This is a genomic window from Mesorhizobium sp. USDA 4775 (genome assembly GCF_054062655.1).
This window is the reverse complement of the sequence record NZ_JBSSFM010000001.1, coordinates 5,840,764-5,858,210: the sequence shown is the minus strand read 5'-3', so window position 1 is coordinate 5,858,210 and position 17,447 is coordinate 5,840,764. Positions and strand designations below refer to the sequence as shown.

The 17,447-nt window shown below is 62.9% G+C and carries 18 protein-coding genes; 10 read left to right on the top strand and 8 right to left on the bottom strand.

Features of this window, described 5'->3' with window-relative positions:
* Nucleotides 1-278: 278 nt before the first annotated feature.
* Nucleotides 279-1,247 (top strand): DUF3137 domain-containing protein, encoded by a 969-nt coding sequence (locus ACVILI_RS28785; protein ID WP_038653247.1) that lies wholly within the window; start codon nt 279-281, stop codon nt 1,245-1,247.
* A 17-nt stretch (nt 1,248-1,264) separates the two neighbouring features.
* On the opposite strand, the gene ACVILI_RS28780 is transcribed toward ACVILI_RS28785, so the two are convergent.
* On the bottom strand, nt 1,265-1,759 hold the full coding sequence (locus tag ACVILI_RS28780) for a YegJ family protein (protein WP_038649023.1): 495 nt from the start codon (nt 1,757-1,759) through the stop codon (nt 1,265-1,267).
* A 444-nt stretch (nt 1,760-2,203) separates the two neighbouring features.
* On the opposite strand from ACVILI_RS28780, the gene ACVILI_RS28775 reads away from it, so the two are divergent.
* From ACVILI_RS28775 to ACVILI_RS28760, 4 genes are all read left to right on the top strand, one after another.
* Nucleotides 2,204-2,446 carry a DUF1344 domain-containing protein gene (locus ACVILI_RS28775; protein ID WP_027047290.1) on the top strand — a complete coding sequence of 81 codons (243 nt, stop codon included), beginning with the start codon at nt 2,204-2,206 and terminating at the stop codon, nt 2,444-2,446.
* Between the two features lie 204 nt (nt 2,447-2,650).
* Nucleotides 2,651-4,273: an FAD-binding oxidoreductase gene (locus ACVILI_RS28770; RefSeq protein ID WP_038649021.1), complete on the top strand. Its 1,623-nt coding sequence runs from the start codon at nt 2,651-2,653 to the stop codon at nt 4,271-4,273.
* 127 nt (nt 4,274-4,400) lie between these two features.
* Entirely contained in the window at nt 4,401-5,621 is a 1,221-nt protein-coding gene (locus tag ACVILI_RS28765; protein ID WP_038650363.1) for an ISAzo13 family transposase, read from the top strand.
* Nucleotides 5,576-6,235, top strand: coding sequence for a hypothetical protein (locus ACVILI_RS28760; RefSeq protein WP_457102685.1), 660 nt, complete (start codon nt 5,576-5,578; stop codon nt 6,233-6,235). Before ACVILI_RS28765 ends, ACVILI_RS28760 begins: the two co-directional genes overlap by 46 nt.
* 5 nt (nt 6,236-6,240) lie before the next feature.
* On the opposite strand, the gene ACVILI_RS28755 is transcribed toward ACVILI_RS28760, so the two are convergent.
* The 3 genes from ACVILI_RS28755 to ACVILI_RS28745 all read right to left on the bottom strand — a co-directional run bounded on the left by ACVILI_RS28755 (nt 6,241) and on the right by ACVILI_RS28745 (nt 8,497).
* Nucleotides 6,241-6,762 carry a hypothetical protein gene (locus tag ACVILI_RS28755; RefSeq protein ID WP_027047289.1) on the bottom strand — a complete coding sequence of 174 codons (522 nt, stop codon included), beginning with the start codon at nt 6,760-6,762 and terminating at the stop codon, nt 6,241-6,243.
* Between the two features lie 163 nt (nt 6,763-6,925).
* Nucleotides 6,926-8,056, bottom strand: coding sequence for a hypothetical protein (locus ACVILI_RS28750; RefSeq protein WP_038649019.1), 1,131 nt, complete (start codon nt 8,054-8,056; stop codon nt 6,926-6,928).
* A gap of 6 nt (nt 8,057-8,062) precedes the next feature.
* The gene (locus tag ACVILI_RS28745) at nt 8,063-8,497 is read right to left on the bottom strand and encodes a membrane protein (protein ID WP_032931388.1); all 435 of its coding nucleotides are present in this window, start codon (nt 8,495-8,497) and stop codon (nt 8,063-8,065) included.
* 738 nt (nt 8,498-9,235) lie between these two features.
* On the opposite strand from ACVILI_RS28745, the gene ACVILI_RS28740 reads away from it, so the two are divergent.
* On the top strand, nt 9,236-10,174 hold the full coding sequence (locus ACVILI_RS28740; protein WP_457102684.1) for a diacylglycerol/lipid kinase family protein: 939 nt from the start codon (nt 9,236-9,238) through the stop codon (nt 10,172-10,174).
* A 93-nt stretch (nt 10,175-10,267) separates the two neighbouring features.
* Here ACVILI_RS28740 and ACVILI_RS28735 read toward each other — a convergent pair whose 3' ends face one another.
* From ACVILI_RS28735 to ACVILI_RS28725, 3 genes are read right to left on the bottom strand one after another with little or no spacing between them, the layout of a single operon-like run.
* On the bottom strand, nt 10,268-11,185 hold the full coding sequence (locus ACVILI_RS28735) for an NAD(P)-dependent oxidoreductase (RefSeq protein WP_038649014.1): 918 nt from the start codon (nt 11,183-11,185) through the stop codon (nt 10,268-10,270).
* Nucleotides 11,182-12,396 carry a mandelate racemase/muconate lactonizing enzyme family protein gene (locus ACVILI_RS28730; RefSeq protein ID WP_019860584.1) on the bottom strand — a complete coding sequence of 405 codons (1,215 nt, stop codon included), beginning with the start codon at nt 12,394-12,396 and terminating at the stop codon, nt 11,182-11,184. Before ACVILI_RS28730 ends, ACVILI_RS28735 begins: the two co-directional genes overlap by 4 nt.
* A complete protein-coding gene (locus ACVILI_RS28725) occupies nt 12,393-14,009 on the bottom strand; it encodes a GMC family oxidoreductase (RefSeq protein ID WP_038649012.1) in 1,617 nt (538 codons plus the stop codon). Before ACVILI_RS28725 ends, ACVILI_RS28730 begins: the two co-directional genes overlap by 4 nt.
* A 215-nt stretch (nt 14,010-14,224) precedes the next feature.
* Here ACVILI_RS28725 and ACVILI_RS28720 point away from each other — a divergent pair, with 215 nt between their 5' ends.
* The 3 genes from ACVILI_RS28720 (at nt 14,225) to ACVILI_RS28710 (ending at nt 15,959) form a co-directional block, all read left to right on the top strand.
* A complete protein-coding gene (locus ACVILI_RS28720; protein ID WP_038649009.1) occupies nt 14,225-15,166 on the top strand; it encodes a phosphoribosylaminoimidazolesuccinocarboxamide synthase in 942 nt (313 codons plus the stop codon).
* Between the two features lie 105 nt (nt 15,167-15,271).
* Nucleotides 15,272-15,667, top strand: a complete 396-nt coding sequence (locus ACVILI_RS28715; protein ID WP_010911043.1) for an acyl-CoA thioesterase — start codon at nt 15,272-15,274, stop codon at nt 15,665-15,667.
* A gap of 127 nt (nt 15,668-15,794) precedes the next feature.
* A complete protein-coding gene (locus ACVILI_RS28710) occupies nt 15,795-15,959 on the top strand; it encodes a hypothetical protein (protein WP_019860580.1) in 165 nt (54 codons plus the stop codon).
* A gap of 208 nt (nt 15,960-16,167) precedes the next feature.
* On the opposite strand, the gene ACVILI_RS28705 is transcribed toward ACVILI_RS28710, so the two are convergent.
* Nucleotides 16,168-16,536 (bottom strand): winged helix-turn-helix transcriptional regulator, encoded by a 369-nt coding sequence (locus ACVILI_RS28705; RefSeq protein WP_038653238.1) that lies wholly within the window; start codon nt 16,534-16,536, stop codon nt 16,168-16,170.
* Nucleotides 16,537-16,628: 92 nt separating this feature from the next.
* Here ACVILI_RS28705 and ACVILI_RS28700 point away from each other — a divergent pair, with 92 nt between their 5' ends.
* Nucleotides 16,629-17,234 carry an NADPH-dependent FMN reductase gene (locus tag ACVILI_RS28700; RefSeq protein WP_019860578.1) on the top strand — a complete coding sequence of 202 codons (606 nt, stop codon included), beginning with the start codon at nt 16,629-16,631 and terminating at the stop codon, nt 17,232-17,234.
* The last annotated feature ends 213 nt before the right edge of the window (nt 17,235-17,447 follow it).

Here is a 17,447-nt window from a genome sequence, read left to right as displayed (position 1 = left end):
AGACTATTCTACAAGCGTCGTGCTTCCCCTCGTCCGCCTGCCGGCACCTTCTCCCCGTATAGTGACGGGGAGAAGGGAGATTAGCCGTGCCGGCGGCGCTCCACTTGCAACGCTGGCAATTGGCGAGACCATCGATGACGGCGTCCTTCGCCCCGTTTGCGGGGACAAGTGCCCGGCAGGGCGATGAGGGGCAGCGCGAGCATCTGTTGAGGAGGCACCGCAGTCGATACATCCGACAAAACCAGCTATCATGAACTTGTCGAGGCGAGGGGGTGGCGGTGGAAGCAGCGGATTTCATGCCTGGTGAGGCTGTCATCGCCGGCATCCGGAAGAACATCGAGATCTATGAGGCGGCGCGGGCCTCGGCGGTGCGGCAGGTGCGCTGGCGGGTGCCGCTGTTCGTCGGGCTGGTGCTGGTGGCCGTGGCGGTGATCGCCTGGCTGTTCAACAAGGTCGCCGACCCCAACGAGCAATGGTTCTCGACGCCGCATGTATTCCTCTATTTCATCGGCTTTGCCGCTTCGATCCTGCTGTATTTCCAGGCCATGAAGCCGGCGACGCGGCTGCAGCAATCGTTCCGCGACACGCTGCTGCCGATCATCTTCGGTTTCATCCGTGACATCGGCTACCAGCATGGCGGCAGACCGAACTCGTTCGACCGGCTGCCGCGCGAGGCGGTCGGGCCCTTCAACCGGCAAGCCTTCGACGATGTCGTTTCCGGCCACTACGAAGGGTTTCCATTCGAGCTCTACGAGGCCGAACTGCGGGAAGGCACCGGCAAGGGCTCATCGACGGCCTTCAAGGGTGTCATCGTCGCCTTCGAAGCGGTCGAGCCGTTCCCGGGAATCCTGGTGGCGACGCGGCGGACCAATGCGGTCGTCGGCTTTTTCCGCGGCCTGTTCGGGTCCAAGCTGCAGGAACTGTCGTCGGGCGAGCCATTTCTCGACGCGGCCTACGAATTCCGCACCGACAATGTCGAGGCGGCGCGGCCGCTGGTGACCGGGCGTCTGGCGCAGGCGCTGAAATGGCTCGGCGAAACCTGGCCCGACGATCCGGCCCGCGTCGCGCTCAATGGTGGCGACGGTTTCCTGCTGTTGCCGCAGGCGAAGAACTTCTTCGAGCTGCCGGAGATTTCAGTGCCTCTCGACTACACCAGGCATGTCGCGCCGATGATTTCCGACATGGGCGCCATGCTGGCGACGGCGGCGCTGGTGCGCAAGATCGGGGCGAAGGACGAGGCAAGCTAATCGGACCGGGCATAAGATCAACAATCGTAACCGGATTCCTCGTGCATGGTGTCTGCTTCTTCCTTAGACATTCTCTTGAACATCACACAGACGGTGAAGCTGCCGACTTGACGCCCGTCGCGTCTGTATCCCCAGTCGGAAATATCGTCCCTGGTGAATTCTATGTTCTGGCCGAGGACGACATTGCGCACTGCTACCGGTTCGTTTGCCAATATGCCGACGAAGCCGGTTTCGGTGCGTCGGAACGGGATGACCCAGAAGTGCTCGCTGATATCCCCATCGTGCACCTCGACCTTTAATTTGAACCTGTCCGTCCCCGAGGGCGGCGCTTCGGTCAGGGCCAGGAACTCATCCAAGCTGGCACGCGCCTTCGCAATCGCTACCGCCATCTCGGGATCGTCCCTAGCAAACATAACCGTTTTGTCGCCGCCTGGGTCAGCGCCTTGTGCGCCGGCCAATCCCGGCGCCAGCACCAGCATCAGGGATATCATGGTTCGGACTGCCAGTTTCATGGTGAGTTCCCCCTCGTCGTTGCGGTTGCAATGATCCTGTATCCATTTCGAATTTGCAACCACGGCGCGAGTTTTGTCCGCTTTTGCGGTGGCGGTTGAGCTGGTCCATGAAACAAAATTTGTATCAACCGAAGGTCAGCGGGCTGTTGCGTGATGCAATCCGGGGCGGATTATGGCGGCTGCGTGATGGCTTCGATGCACCCGCCGCAATCGCCTAAACGATTCTTTTCGTGGGCGAACGGCGCTCGTCGAGGCAAACGATACGGCTGGAAACCGCGTCAGCCGCAAGCAATGTGTCAGAATTAAGCCTATGATTTCCTTTGCGAAAAGTCACTCAATGTGATTTGCGGCCAGCAGACTTTCAGGCCCAGTGTCGGCTCGTTCGGTGCTGTCGTTGCCCAACGCGGCGGCCCCGGAAAAGTGAAACAGCACGGAGTGCTATCGATGAAGAAGACCCTCGCAACCACCGCCGCTCTGCTCGCCTTCCTTGGTACGGCCTATGCCGCGTCCGTTCAGGGCACCATCCAGGCGGTCGATCCGACGACCAAGTCGATTACGCTCGACGACGGCAAGATCTACCAGCTGTCGCCGGAAGCGAAGATCGGCAAACTGAAGGTCGGCGCCAAGGTGGCGGTAACCGTCGATGACAAGACCGGCATGGTGACCTCGATCAAGAAGGCTTCGTAGCCGCGAGCGTCATGCGTCGGCAGACCTGCTGACCGTACTTTTCAGCCCCTGCTCCAATCTTGGCCGGTTCCTTCGGGGATCGGCCATTTTCGTGCTCTTGGTCACTCACCGCCAGGCGGCCAGGGTGGCGGAACGCTGCCCCGACGGCGCCCCTATGGTTTTTGCCAAAGAGCCGCGCTATCCCTTGGCCAACGGGGGATCCGCATGGCTGACGAACAGAAGGGGTTTCGCCTGTCGCGCCGGCTGGTGCTCGGCGCGGCTGTCGTCGGCGGCGCGGTGCTGTGGGGCGGAACAACAATGGCGCGGCTGGCACGCGGACCGTCGGGGCCGAAGAATGCCGGGCGCATCGCCGACATCGATGGCATTGCCCTGCCGCTGAAACCGATCGCCAGCCCGCCGGCCTTTGATCCTTCGCTGCCCTGGTCGGCCAAGGGCGGCGACATCAACGATGCCAGCGGCCTGTCGCGGACGCCGGTCTATGGCGTGGTCGAGATCAGCGAGGAGGACCATATCGCCAAGGCGCTGGCCTTTGCCCGTGCCAACGGGCTGAAAGTGTCGCTGGCGGCTGTCCGTCATTCGATGGGCGGCCATGCCTTCGATGACAATGCGCTGGTGCTCGACCTCAAGAAATTCAACAAGGTCAGCGTCGATGCGGCGGCCAGGACCATGACGCTGCAGCCCGGCGCGCGCTGGCACGACATCCAGAACCTGCTGCATCCGCGCTTCGCGGTAAAGGCGATGCAGTCGACCGACATTTTTTCGGTCGGCGGCTCGCTGTCGGTCAACGCGCATGGCATGGACCACCAGGCGGGTTCGGTTGCCGGCTCGATCCGCTCGATGCGGATGATGCTGGCCGACGGGTCGGTGACGACCTGCTCGGCCACGCAGAACAGCGAGCTGTTCCGCCATGTCGTCGGCGGCTACGGCCTGTTCGGCGTGGTGGTGGAGGCAACGCTCGATATCGTCGACAATGCCGTCTACCGCACTTCGCGCGAAATCATCAAATCCGACGATTTCCCAAAGTTTTTTGCCGATGTGCTGGAGCCGAACAAGGATATCGGCCTGTTCTACGGCCATCTGTCGACGGCACCGGGCAATTTCCTCGAGGACATGATCGTCTATCGCTACGACAAGGTGGCCGAAGAGCCGCCGGCCGACCAGCCTGATATCGGCGAGCCGGGCTCGGTCGGGCTGAAGCGGGTGATCATCAATCTGGCGAAATGGGGCAGCGTGTTCCAGGAGCTGAAGTGGTTCACCGAAAAGACGCTTGAGCCGAAATTCGAGAACTGCACCGTGGCGCGCACGACAGCAATGGCGCAAGGCGAGGCCTGCCTCGTCACCCGCAACAACCCGATGCACGATTCGGTGCCGTATCTGTTCAACGATCTAAACGACGAGACCGACATACTGCACGAATATTTCATTCCGCGCGCCGCCTATGTCGAGTTCATCACCGAAGCGCGCGAGATCCTGCGCAACCAGTCCCTGCCGGTGCTCAATGCCTCGGTGCGCATCGTCCATAAGGAGGATGTGGCGCTGACCTATGCGCCGGAGCCGGCCTATTCGCTGGTGCTCTACATCAACCAGCCCGCCGATACCGACGGCAATGCGAAGATGCGGGCGCTGACGCGGGCGCTGATCGACGTGACGATCAAGCATGGCGGGCGCTTCTTCCTGCCTTACCAGCTACATTATACGGGCAAGGAGTTGCTGGCCTCCTATCCCGAACTGCCGGCCTTCCTTGCGGCGAAGCGGCACTATGACCCGACGGAACTGTTTTCCTCGACCTTCTACCGTGCCATCAAGGCGCTGAGCGGGGTGGCGTAGGAAGCAGGAGAACAATCGATGCGCATGCTATCGGCGGCAGCCCTTAGGACACGTCGATAAATTGCTGAATCGATAAAGCTCGTTTTGGGGGATTCCGAAATCCTGCGTTGCTTTGTAGACATGGGCGGTGATCGATGTCGCCGCTATAAAGCTCCGCTATGATGCGGTTAGCCCCGTGCTGGACGAGCGTGGTCGTCGCCGCTTTGCGGCGGCGGAAGCGCTCACCGCGGGCTGGGGCGGGATCGCGGCGGTGTCCGCGGCAACGGGGATCGCGCGTAGCACCATCGGATATGGATTGCGGGAACTGCGCGGCGCGGCGCCGGATTCAGCTCTTGGCGGCATCCGGCGCAAGGGTGCCGGACGCAAACCTTTGACGCAGACGGATCCGACACTTCTCAGCGACCTGGAAAGGCTTGTCGACCCCGCCACGCGTGGCGATCCGATGTCACCCTTGAAGTGGACATCGAAAAGCTTGCGGAACTTGGCGGCGGCGCTTTGCGCCATGGGCCATCGTGTCGGTCATGACGTCGTCGGTACTCTGTTGAAAACGCTTGGGTATTCTCTTCAGGGCAATCGAAAGACGCTGGAGGGATCGAGCCACGTCGATCGCGACGCACAGTTCCAGCACATCGCCAGGACGGTCAAGGACGCCATTACGGCCGGTCAACCTGCGATCTCCGTCGATACGAAGAAGAAAGAACTCGTCGGCGACTTCAAGAATGGCGGACGTGAATACCGACCGGCCGGAGCACCAGAGCCGGTCCGCGTCCATGATTTCGTCGACCCGAAGCTCGGTCGTGCCGCGCCCTACGGTATTTATGATATCGCCGATGACAAAGGGTGGGTCAGCGTCGGGATCGACCACGATACCGCTGCCTTCGCCGTCAACGCCATACGCTCCTGGTGGATCAGCATGGGGCGTGATCGCTACGCGCACGCTCATACCTTGACGATCACCGCCGACGGCGGCGGAAGCAACGGTTCGCGCGTGCGCCTGTGGAAAGTCGAACTCCAAAAGCTGGCCGACGAGTTGGGGTTGACCATCGCTGTCCTCCATCTCCCGCCCGGCACCAGCAAATGGAACAAGATCGAACACCGCCTCTTCTCGTTCATCTCGAGAAACTGGCGTGGACGACCGCTCACCGATTATCGCACCATCGTCGAACTCATCGGCGCCACAACCTCGACGGCGGGACTGACCGTTCGTTGCGAACTTGATGAAAACCGCTATCCCGCCGGGATCAAAGTCTCCGACGAGGACATGGCCAGCTTGAACATCATTCGCAACGAATTCCACGGTGAATGGAACTATACAATCAAGCCGCAATCCCAAAAATTAGCGCGATAAATTATCGACACGTCCTTACTCTCATCGCGCTGTGCGCTGGACCGGCCGGGGCCGAGGACCTCAAGGCCTTCAAGCTGACCATCGACGGCGTGGCGGTCGATATCGATCCCGGCGAGAGCACGACCATCACGCTGCCCGGCGGCAAGCAGAGCAAGGTGACGCTCGAGCGCAACGACTTCGCCACCTTTTCAGGCGGTAGCTTCTCCTTCGTCCATCCGACCGGCATTTCGGTGACCAAGACCGATCTCGGCGAGAACATCACGCAATATCTGATGGCTTCGGCGCTGGGCACGATCGTCGTCGTGCAGGAATACGGCAAGATGAATCCGGTGTCGCTCAACCAGTTGATGCTGCAGGAGATGACCAGGGAATCGGTGCAGGCCGGTGCGACGCTGACGCAGCAGCCGACGACGCGCAAGCTCGCCGACGGCAAGGAACTCACCGGCATCCGCGCCGAGGTGAAGACGCGCACCGACACCGCGTATTTCGAGATCGTCGGCTACGGCCTGGCCGATCGGGGGCTGTTGTTCGTCACGCGCGTCGGCAGCGGGGATCTGGCCACCGAACAGCCGCTGATCGACAAATTCTGGGAGAGCCTGAAGCTCAAGATGTAAAGGGACTAAAGCCCCGTTGGCACCAGGCCGGCCAGCCAGTTCACTGAGCGTTTGGCCGCATCGGCGGTCGCGGAAGCTGCACGGCCAAGATCGGTCTTGACCACGGCATAGCCGTTCTTGGTGCGGTAGAGCACGCCGGTTCCGCCATCGACCACCTGTTCATAGGCGACGGGCCGGGCGGCATCCGCGTCGACGGTCGTCGTCGGCGAGCCGACGGGCACGCTCGGCCGATGGCTCAGTTCCGGAGGCAGCGGGCTTTCCGTTCGCACGATCCTGCTGGCGGGCTTGAGTTCCGGGCGGGATGCGGTGGCGGCCAGTTGCGAGGAGGATGACGAACCCTTGGGGCGGCAGATGCCGGACACCAGCGGATAGTCGAAATTGCGCTGGTGCAGGATCTGGCTCTTCATCGCGGCTTCGCATTCGGCGATGGTCGACCACTTGGCAGGCGTCTCGCCGATATATTCGCACAATTTGGCGTCGCAGTCGCAGCCGACAATGGTCATGGCGACAAGGGCGGTCTTGATCACGGTCTTGTCCCTTCGAGATGCCCCCCGGCAGCCCATTCAGGTGCATGTCGCCCGTCAGGCAACGTGCACCATTCCATCGCGCGCGAACAAGGCGGGATTTGGCCGCGATTGTGGAATGAGCATGGCCGCGCGTCTGATCTTGGCCGGGCGTGGCCGAAAGGCCTCAATAATCGTAGACGTGTTCGAGCTTGGCGCCGGCCTTCATCAGCGACGATAGCACCAGATGCAGCTTGCGCACGGCCACGACCATGCCGGTGCGGCGCGTCGAAGGATCGGCCGGCAGCGGATAGCTGAACAGGATGCGCATGCCTTCGGGGACGGCGATCGAGTCGGTCGACAGCATGGTGACCATGATCTCGTCATTGCCGCCGATCTCGACGAAGGAGACGCCCTTGTCGATCAGCCGCGGGATCATGTCGGTGAAGACCTGATAGCGCTTGGTGACGAAGATGGTGCCGTCAGGACCCAGGTCGCGCTCCAGCAAGGTGTCGGGCTCGTTGCGGGTGGCTTCGCCGACCGGGCCCTTGGCCCAGACATGGATGTCGAGGAAGGCCGGGTCGGAGGTCGCGGCGAGCGCCTTTTTGATCAGGTCGGCATAGCCCTGCTTGATGGTGTCGGCGAGGCCGAAGGCGAGCTTGCGTTCGCTGGTGCGGACGGAGCTGTCGCCCGGCGCCGGCTGCACGGCAAACAGGCTGGCGCGCTTTTCGGCATAGGCGAACTGGTACCACGGCACCTGGTCGAGAAAGCCTGCGTATTCGGCCGCCACCTTGGCCTGGTAGATGTCGGCGGCGGTGCGCTTGGCCGATGTCGCCTCGGTGACGCGGCCGACCGTGTTCTCATAGGCCCATTGCAATATGTGCTCGATCGAGTGGCTGGTGCCGATGATGACCAGCATCTGGTGGTTGGCATAGTTGAACTTGTATGGGGAACTGGCGCGGATCACGGTGGCGTAGTCCTGCCAGAAGCGGCCGACATAGGACCAATAGGGAAATCCGCTCGGCTGGTCCTTGGCGACGAAGCCGGCATATTCGCGCGCGGCGTAGACAATTGCCCATTCGGGATAGGTGAGGAAGGTCGATTCCTCAGGCCGTTGGTAGCCGGGGATTTCGGCGCGGACCTTGTCGGCCAGCGCCTTGGGCGGCGCGCCATCGGCAATGCCGGGCAGCGGCGTCTTGTCGAGCGACGGCGTCGTCAGGAAACCGTAGCTCAGCCCGACGATCGGGATGAGGATGATGATGACGATCAGCCAGACGATCGTCTTGATGACGCGCTTCAGCCAGCGGAACAGCAACATGGCCGGTCAGGCCGTGGCGAAGTGGTCGTGTATGCGCTTCGACAGCCAGAAGCCGACATAGACGGCGAAGCCGCCGATGACGAGATGCGGCAGGTTGGCGAAGAAGCGGGTGGGGAACTCGATGTCGTTGAGGGAGCGGAAACCGTTGATGAAGATGCCGGCATCGAGGCAGCCGGAGCCGGTGATCAGCCCGAGCACCCCGTCGAACAGATAGACCGATCCGAACAGCTTGAAATAGAACACTGCCTGGCGATGCGAGATGAAGGCGGCGGCCAGCGCCCAGACGCCGGAGAAGGCGTGCAGCAGGTCGTCATACCATTGCAGCGAGAACAGGCCGAACAGATTGCCGTTGGCATCGTTGAACGCCGGTATGTAGCCGATGGCGACGACCGCGAAGAACAGGAAAGCATAGGCAACGGCAAGCTTCTGGATCAGCGTCATGAAGTATCCCCCTCCTACGAGCCCGTTAAAACGGACTCTGACGACGTTGGGATACTAACCGATTTTAGCGCGCGGTGAAGCGGCGCCCGCAAGATCGCCAGCAAAGGAGATCAAGGGCCAAAACGACAGTCGGCGCCGGGATTTCTCCCAGCGCCTCCCTGTCAGATCAGGACACGGTCGCGGCAGCAACTTCCGTAAAGTCGTCGCGCCATGCCGGCCTTGATTTTGACGGTCCTGCCAGCCACCACCCCAAGGCAGTGTCCGTTCCAGACCACGCTGGTCTTGGCCCTTGCGGGCTTTGCCCTGCGTGCCATCGAAGGTTTTTGCCGTCCTTCATGGCAGCATCGGTCCGCCGTCGGCGTTGGCACGCTTTCCGCGGCCCCGTAGGTCTCGGCTACCGTCCCTCGAAACAGGCAAGCCTGCTCTCGCTCCGGGCCGTACGGGCCTCAGGAAATCCGCCTTGCACTTTCGCCTTTCGGCTTGGCGATCGGTGGCCGCCTGAGATGGGTTTAACGTACGCCGGGTAAGGGGCCTGGGGAATGGCCATGGGCCTGTGGATAGCGGGATTATCGGGGACCGTTTGGCGAGGGCCCGGGACCTTCGGTGCCTGCTGCCTTAAACAGCCGTCCCCTCTTTTCGGCGCTCGGATCGACAGCGCCCCTTGCTCCGCCGCCGGGCGCGGGCTTCAATGCCGGCAAACGATCGGACATGGATGTCCGGCGCCGGGGAGGGTGCGTATTGAAAGTCGGGGTGGTTCTCAATCCGATAGCCGGTGGCGGCCGGCTGAAGCGGCATTGGCCTGAGGTTGCCGCCTCGCTGAAAAAGCACTTCGGCGATTTCGAGCTGCGCGAGACACAGGCCGAGGGCGATGCCGAACGGTTGGCCATCGACCTCGCGGCAAACGGCTTCGACCTGGTGATCGCCGCCGGTGGCGACGGCACCGCCAGCGAAGTGGCCGACGGGCTGCTGCAGGCATTCGAGGAGAGCGGCAGGACGACCGAGCTTGGCCTGCTGCCATGCGGCACAGGCATCGATTTCGCACGCGGTCTTGGCCTGCCGAAAGCGGTGGACGCGACCTTGAAGCGGATCGCCGGGGCAGAGGGCCGCAAGGTCGATGCCGGGCGCATCTGCTACATCGACGACCATGGCGCACTGGCCAGCCGCCACTTCATCAACATCGCAAGCCTTGGCCTGTCGGGCACCACTGACCGCGCCGTCAATGCCGACAAGCGCAAGGGCAAGATGTCGGCCAAGGCGCTGTTCCTGTGGCGCACCGTGGTCGAGTTCATCCGCTACCGCTTCCAGCATGTGCGGATCACCGTCGACGACGGCGCGCCGGTCGAGGCGCGCATGGCGCTGGTGGCGGTGGCGAACGGCAAGTTCTTCGGCGGCGGCATGATGATCGCGCCGGATGCCGAGCTCACCGACGGGCAATTCGACATCGTCATCCTGCGCGCGGCAGGTAAGCTGAAGCTGATCTGGGATATCCGCCTGCTCTATGGCGGCCGGCACCGCAACCATCCGGCGATCACGATCCTGCGCGGCAAGAAAGTGGTTGTCGAACCGCTCGACGATGTGGAAAAGAACGGCGCGCTGGTCGACATAGACGGTGAGTCGCCCGGACGCATACCGGCGACCTTCGAGATCCTGCCTGGCGCGCTGACGCTCAGATATTGAATCAAGGCGTTGCGAGATTGATTCAAGCCTTTTCGAAACTGAATCCGGCTATCGATTCAAGCAGATGAAATTGCTTGTTTTTCCGCTCGCCGATCAGATTGCCAGTCTGGCTGGAAAACCGGGCGCACGCAGTTCGGTGCCGACGGTATCTTCCAGCAATTTGACGATCTGGGTCGACCAGGCGCTGCCGCCATAGGCCGCCTTGCCCTGTTCGAAAATCGCATTGACGCGGGATGCCAGCTCCAGCGGCACGCCGAAATCCTTGCCCATGCCCAACGCAAAACCGAGGTCCTTCAGCGCCAGGTCCATGGTGAAGCCGATGTCATAGGAGCCGTTGAGGACGAGCTGGCTTTCGGTCTCGTGGACGAAGCTGTTGCCGGAGGAGGCAACGATGGCGTGGTAGGATTGGGCGAGGTCGAGCCCGCCCTGCTTGGCCAGCATCAGCGCTTCGCCGGCGGCGACGAGGTGGATGAAAGCCAGCATGTTGGTGATCACCTTGATCACCGCGGCCGAGCCGATCGGCCCCATCAGGAAGGAACGTGCGCACATTGCTTCGATGGCCGCGCGATGGCGTTCGTAAAGGGCTGCATCGCCGCCGACCAGGGCGGTGATTTTGCCGGCCGCCGCCAGATGCACGCCGCCGGTGACCGGGCACTCCAGCGTCTCGACACCCTTGGCCGAGGCGAGGGCGGCAAGCCGCACGATCTCGTCGCGGCCATTGGTCGACATCTCGATCCAGGTGCCGCCCTTCGGCAAACCCTCGAGCAAGCCGCCGGGTCCGGCAAGCACCGCTTCGCTGACCTTGGGCGAGGGCAGGCAAGTGATGGCGTTGCCGGCCCGCGCCGCCGCGTCGGCAGCGCTGTCGGCTGCGGTGGCGCCGAGCGCCACGAGGCGCTCGACGGCAGCCGAGTCGCGGTCGAAGACAGTGACCGCAAAGCCGTTGCGGATCAGGCTGGCGGCAAGGTTGCCGCCGAGATGGCCGAGGCCGATGAAGGCGTAGCTCTCGCTCACGGCATCAACGGGGTCTGCATCATCTGCAGATGCAGATCTTTGCCGGTGTAGGGATGCGCATCGCAAACGGCTTCGTTGAGCTCGACGCCCAGCCCCGGTTCCTTCGAGGGGATGACGTTGCCGTCCTGCCACTCGATCTTCTTCTTCAGGAGCGTGGCGTGGAAGCCGTCCCATTGCTTCAGCGATTCCAGGATGAGGAAGTTGGGCAACGTCACCGCCAGCTGGATGTTGGCCGCACCGACGATCGGCCCGCAATAGCAGTGTGGCGCGACCTGAATGTGATAGGCCTCGGCCATCGCCGCGATCTTCTTGGTTTCGAGAATGCCGCCGGAGCGGCCGAGATCCGGCTGCAATATGGTCGCGGCGCGGTTTTCGATGACGCGGGCGAATTCGAACTTGGTCGTCAGCCGCTCGCCGGTGGCGATCGGGATCGAGGTCGCGCGGGCGACCTGCGCCATCACTTCGGGCATGTCGGGCGGCACCGGCTCCTCGAACCACAAGGGATCGTAGGGCTCGATGGCGCGGGCCATGCGCAGCGCGCCCGACGCGGTGAACTGGCCGTGCGTGCCGAAGAGGATGTCGGCGCGGTTGCCCACCGCCTCGCGGATCGCCTTGACCATGCGGGTGGAGACGTCGATGTCGATGAGGCGCGGCTGATGGCCGTCGAAGGCGGTGTAGGGACCGGCCGGGTCGAGCTTGACGGCATTGAAACCCTGCTCGACATATTCGAGCGCGCAGGCCGCCGCCATTTCGGGGTCGTTGTAGACATTCCTGCCGTCCGGCGCGTCCTCGGAATGGACACTGCCGGTGTGCGGGTAGAGGTAGGTGTAGGAGCGCAGCGTCTCATGCACCTGACCGCCGAGCAGTTTGTAGACCGGCTTGTTGGCCTCCTTGCCGATAATGTCCCAGCAGGCCATTTCGAGCGCCGAAAAACAGCCCATGCCGGAAACATCGGGGCGCTGGGTGAAGCCGGAGGAATAGGCGCGGCGGAAGAAGTTCTCGATGTCGTGCGGATCGCGGCCGACGAGATAGCGCTCGGCCATGTCCTCGACCATTTTCGCCGTGACATGGGCCGAGAAGGTGGCGTTGTAGGCTTCGCCATAACCGACCACGCCGCCATCGGTGGTGAGCTTGACGAAGATGAAATACTTGCCGCCGATGCCGGGCGGCGGGTTGCCGACAACCCAGGTCTTGACGTCGGTGATCTTCATTTTTGGTCCTCCAGAACCAGTTCGGCGCCCTTCCACCCGGTCATGACCGAGGCGGCGTTGGTGTTGCCGGTGATGTTGTCGGGAAAGATCGAGGCGTCGATGACGCGCAAGCCTTCAAGCCCGTGCACTTTCAGGCGCGGATCGACGACGGCGCGCGCGGGATCGGGCCCCATGCGGCAGGTCGAGACCGGGTGATAGACGGTGCCGGAGCGCTTCCTGAAATCCGTGATCAGGTCGGCGTCGGACTGGATCGACGGGCCGGGCAGGACTTCTTCCCTGATGATTTCGGCCATTGCAGGCATCGAGGCGATCTTGCGCACGAACTTCACCGCCGCCAGCATCTCCTCGACATCGGCATTGGTGGAATAGGCGTTGGCGGTGATCTTCGGATAGTCCAGCGGATTGCTGGAGCGGATCATGATCTCGCCCCGGCTCGACGGGCGGCAATTGGACAGGCCGATGGAGAAGCCCGGCCATGGATCCGGCGTCAGGATCGGCCGTTCGCCGCTCTTCGGGATGACGGTCGAGAAGGCCTGGAAATAGAGCTGCATGTTGGGGCGCGAGAACGCCGGGTCGGTGCGGAAGAAACCGCCGCCATGGTTCATCGACAGCGACAGCGGCCCCGAGCGCGTCAGTATGTACTGCATGCCGACCAGCAGCTTGCCCCACCAGGGACGCAGGATCTGGTTGAGCGTCGGCACCTTGCCCTTGAAGGTGTAGTTGATGCCGACATGGTCCTGCAGATTGGCGCCGACATTCTCGTTGGCGTGGACGACAGCGATGCCCAGCCCTTTCAGAAGCGCCGAGGGGCCGACGCCCGACAATTGCAGCAGCTGCGGCGAGTTGATCGAGCCGGCGGAGAGGATCACCTCGCGGCCGGCCCGCGCCGTCTTCGTCTGACCGTTCTGCAGATACTCGATGCCGACGGCGCGTTTGCCTTCGAACAGGATGCGGCTGGCCAGCGCGTTGGTCTCGACGCGGACATTGGAGCGCTTCATCGCCGGGCGCAGGAAGGCGCGCGCCGCCGACATGCGGCGGCCGTTCTTGGTCGAGATCTGGTAGGTGCCGACGCCTTCCTGGGCAACACCGTTGAAATCGGGGTTGAGCGGCAGGCCGGCCTGCTGGCCGGCGGCAAGATAGCGCTTGGTCAGCGGGTGGACGGCGTTGGCCGTGTCGCTGATGTGCAAGGGGCCACCGGTGCCGCGCCATTTGTTGGCGCCGGCCTCATTGTCCTCGAGCGCCTTGAAGATCGGCAACAGCTCGTCATAGCTCCAGCCGGGATTGCCGGCGGCGCGCCAATCGTCGAAATCCTCGCGCGCACCCCGGATCCAGACCATGGCGTTGATCGAGCTCGAGCCGCCGAGCAGCTTGCCGCGCGGCCAGTGGTCGACATTGCCGCCGAGGCCGGGGTCGGCTTCCGTCTTGTAGTTCCAGTTGACCGCCGGATCGAAGAACGTCTTGCCGTAGCCGAGCGGCATCTGCACGTAGAAGCGCTGGTCCGTGCCGCCGGCCTCCAGCACCAGAACTGAGAAGCGGCCCGAGGCCGACAGTCTGTCGGCGAGCACGGAGCCGGCCGAGCCGGAGCCGACGATGATGAAGTCAAAAGTCTGCATGATTGAAACGGGCGGCTCCGGAAATCTGGCCGCAGCCTAGACGCGAGGGGTTCGCCGCGTCGCCGGGCCTTCCGGCATGCGTTGTGAAAAATGCGACTGGAATGCGAGGTCGAGTTGCGGGGAATATCGACAATCGCGCTTGATAAGCATGGGGTCGACAGCCTATGCGAGGGCATTCGTTTGCTCTGGCCACTCTGCGGAAGGCAGGAAATCATATGCGGACCCTGTCGGATGCGTTCATTCCCGAACTGCCGGGTTACTACAAGGGCAAGGTCCGGGAAAATTACGATCTGGCCGACGGGCGGCGCATCATCATCGCCACCGACCGTCTCAGCGCCTTCGACATCATCCTGACCTCGATCCCGTTCAAGGGCGAGATCCTCACCCAGACGGCGCGCTACTGGTTCGAGGAAACCGCCGATATCTGTCCGAACCATGTGCTCGAATATCCCGACCCGAATGTCGTCGTCGGTACAAGGCTCGACATCCTGCCGGTCGAGATCGTCGTGCGCGGCTATCTGGCCGGAACCACGAGCACGTCGATCCTGACCCGCTACAAGCGTGGCGAGCGCGACATGTACGGCATGCGCCTGCCGGACGGTTTGCGCGACAATGAGAAGCTGGCCGCGCCGGTCATCACGCCGACAAGCAAGGCGGCGGATGGCGGCCATGACGAGCCGCTGTCCAGGGCGGAGATCCTCGAACAGGGACTGCTCACGCAGGCGCAATGGGACACCGTCTCGGATTACGCCTTGAAGCTGTTCGCGCGCGGCCAGGCGCGTGCCGCCGAGCGCGGCCTGATCCTTGCCGACACCAAATACGAATTCGGCACCGACAGAAGCGGCACCATCATCCTGGCCGATGAAATCCATACGCCCGACAGCAGCCGGTACTGGATCGCGGCGAGCTATGAACAGGCGCTGGCCAGCGGCACGCGGCCGGACAGTTTCGACAAGGATTTCATCCGCTCCTGGGTGGCGGCGCGCTGCGATCCTTACAAGGACCCGATCCCCAGGATTCCAGACGAGATCGTCGAACAGGCCTCGCGCATCTATGCCCAAGCCTACGAGGCGATCACGGGCAAAGCATTCGTTCCCGATCTTTCCGGGGACACGGTTCTCGATCGCATCCGTTCGAACCTGGTGCGCTACTTCTAGCAGCCAGGCGAAGCTTTGCCCGGCGCGCGTTGACGCGTCCGCGCCATGACGCTACGGGATCGAGGGCAGTCGATCTCAAGCCTTCGACCTCGGGGGATTTCTCGCATGGTGCACTACGCGGACGGACGGCCGATCGGAGACCTCACATTGCGCACGCTGGCCATGCCTTCGGACGCCAACGCCGCCGGCGACATCTTCGGCGGCTGGGTGATGGCGCAGATGGACCTTGCCTGCGGCATCCGCGCCGCCGAGCGCGCCAGGGGCCGCGTGGTGACGGCGGCGGTCAAGGAGATGTCCTTCGCCAAGCCGATGAAGATCGGCGACACGCTGTGCATCTATACCCATGTCGAACGCGTCGGCCGCACCTCGATGACGCTCAAGGTCGAAGCCTGGGCGCAGCGCTATCTCTCCGATTTGATGGAAAAGGTCACCCACGCCGATTTCGTCATGGTGGCTTTGGACGGCGAGGGCAAGCCGAAGGCCGTTCCGGCCGAGGGTTGACGAGCCCATTCTTGCGCCCCGTTTTTCCAGCGCAGGGCAATTGTAACATCGCCCGCTCCGGCGATGCGCTCCGCGACATCCAATGGTTGCTTTCACGCCCGATCGTGCTGGCGTTGGGGGAGAGACAATGCGTCAACACATACTGAACAGCTGGCTCGTGGCAGCCCTTGTCGCTTTGGTCTGCCTGCTCGGCGTAACCGCCTATGCCGAAGTCAAAAACGACCTTCGGCCCATCGCCTGCCCGCAAGGCGACAAGGGTGACCGGAAGCCGGCCGCGACATGCGTGCCCTGAGCACGGCGCCCTGCGATGGCTTGGCGCCGAGAAGCTGAAGGAGTTCCTTTTGGTCCGCGATTGTCGTCGTCAAAGTAGCGTGTGTGCTGGTCTGCCACCGGCGCCCTAGGACAAAGTTGCGAGCCCGCGTCAAGAGGACCACGACTTCCCCGCCGTCAGGCAATTTCACTTAACGCGAAGGCACCGGATCCCTTGCCGTGCAAGGGTTTCAGCCATGCATGTCGTCGAATTTTTCGCGTGCCTCCCGCACACGCTGCGTGTTCCTGCGTGCCCATTCGCCAAGCGCGCTGACCGGGATCAACAGTTCGTGACCGAGCTCGGTCAGTTCGTAGTCGACGCGCGGCGGAATGGTCGGAAACACGGTGCGGGTGACGAAGCCGTCGCGTTCCAGGCCGCGCAAGGTGGTGGTCAGCATCTTCTGCGAGATGCCGCCGACAGCGGCACGCAGCTCGTTGAAACGCAGTGGTCCGTGGCCAAGCTTGCCGACCACGAGCACGGTCCATTTGTCGCCGACGCGCTGCAGGATTTCCGAAATCGCGCGACAGTCTTCGGTGTTGTGCGGGTGCCTCAGTAACAAAACGGTGCCTCCTTGCGTCGGCAGTTGACAGTATCTCATATAGCGCCGGTATCTAAATGATACCAGCTTATTACCGGAATGGAGAGCCCCCCATGTCAAAGCCGAAAATCGCCATCATCGTCGGTTCGACGCGCGCCGCGCGCTTCGCCGATGTGCCCACGCAATGGATCGCCAAGATCGCCAAGTCGCATGCCGACATCGATGTCGAGGTCGTCGACCTCAGAGATTTCCCGCTGCCCTTCTTCGACGAAGTCGCCTCTTCCGCATGGGTACCGTCGACCAACGAAGTGGCGCAGCGCTGGCAGAAGAAGGTCGCCGAATATGACGGCTTCATCTTCACCGCCGCCGAATACAATCACGGCCCGACGGCCGTGCTGAAGAACGCCATCGACTACGCCGCCAACGAGTGGAACAAGAAGCCGGCCGGCTTCGTCGGCTATGGCAGCGTCGGCGGCGCCCGCGCCGTCGAGCAGCTCCGCCTCCATGCCGTCGAACTGCAGATGGCGCCGGTCAAGTCGGCCGTCCATATCGCCTGGGGCGACTTCCTCGCCGTGCGCCAGGGCGAGAAGAAGCTCGAAGACCTCGACCACCTGAACCAGGCCGCCACCGCGCTGGTCAACGACGTCGCCTGGTGGGCCAAGGCGCTGAAGAAGGCGCGCGATGCCGACGTGGTCGACGAGGAAATCAAGGCGGCCTGATCGCCGGTCGAATTATCCTCCCAAGGGATATGGGGCGGCGCTTGCGCCGCCCTTTTCAATTGTGAAACGCTTGTTGCCGGTAGCCGCTAGCAATCCGATTGCCACACGCCCGACACCAGCCCGAACGCCTATGGGCAAGGCCAAGGGCGGGCGGTGAGAGGCCTTAGTGCCCCCTAGCTAGACCGGCACCGTCAGAGCGAACACATCGCGCCA

Excerpts from the sequence above, each read along its gene's own strand:
- ACVILI_RS28780 (WP_038649023.1), bottom strand. The coding sequence starts at position 1,759 with ATGAAACTGGCAGTCCGAACCATGATATCCCTGATGCTGGTGCTGGCG.
- ACVILI_RS28775 (WP_027047290.1), top strand. The coding sequence starts at position 2,204 with ATGAAGAAGACCCTCGCAACCACCGCCGCTCTGCTCGCCTTCCTTGGT.
- ACVILI_RS28770 (WP_038649021.1), top strand. The coding sequence starts at position 2,651 with ATGGCTGACGAACAGAAGGGGTTTCGCCTGTCGCGCCGGCTGGTGCTC.
- ACVILI_RS28760 (WP_457102685.1), top strand. The coding sequence starts at position 5,576 with ATGGAACTATACAATCAAGCCGCAATCCCAAAAATTAGCGCGATAAAT.
- ACVILI_RS28750 (WP_038649019.1), bottom strand. The coding sequence starts at position 8,056 with ATGTTGCTGTTCCGCTGGCTGAAGCGCGTCATCAAGACGATCGTCTGG.
- ACVILI_RS28745 (WP_032931388.1), bottom strand. The coding sequence starts at position 8,497 with ATGACGCTGATCCAGAAGCTTGCCGTTGCCTATGCTTTCCTGTTCTTC.
- ACVILI_RS28730 (WP_019860584.1), bottom strand. The coding sequence starts at position 12,396 with ATGAAGATCACCGACGTCAAGACCTGGGTTGTCGGCAACCCGCCGCCC.
- ACVILI_RS28725 (WP_038649012.1), bottom strand. The coding sequence starts at position 14,009 with ATGCAGACTTTTGACTTCATCATCGTCGGCTCCGGCTCGGCCGGCTCC.
- ACVILI_RS28720 (WP_038649009.1), top strand. The coding sequence starts at position 14,225 with ATGCGGACCCTGTCGGATGCGTTCATTCCCGAACTGCCGGGTTACTAC.
- ACVILI_RS28715 (WP_010911043.1), top strand. The coding sequence starts at position 15,272 with ATGGTGCACTACGCGGACGGACGGCCGATCGGAGACCTCACATTGCGC.
- ACVILI_RS28710 (WP_019860580.1), top strand. The coding sequence starts at position 15,795 with ATGCGTCAACACATACTGAACAGCTGGCTCGTGGCAGCCCTTGTCGCT.
- ACVILI_RS28700 (WP_019860578.1), top strand. The coding sequence starts at position 16,629 with ATGTCAAAGCCGAAAATCGCCATCATCGTCGGTTCGACGCGCGCCGCG.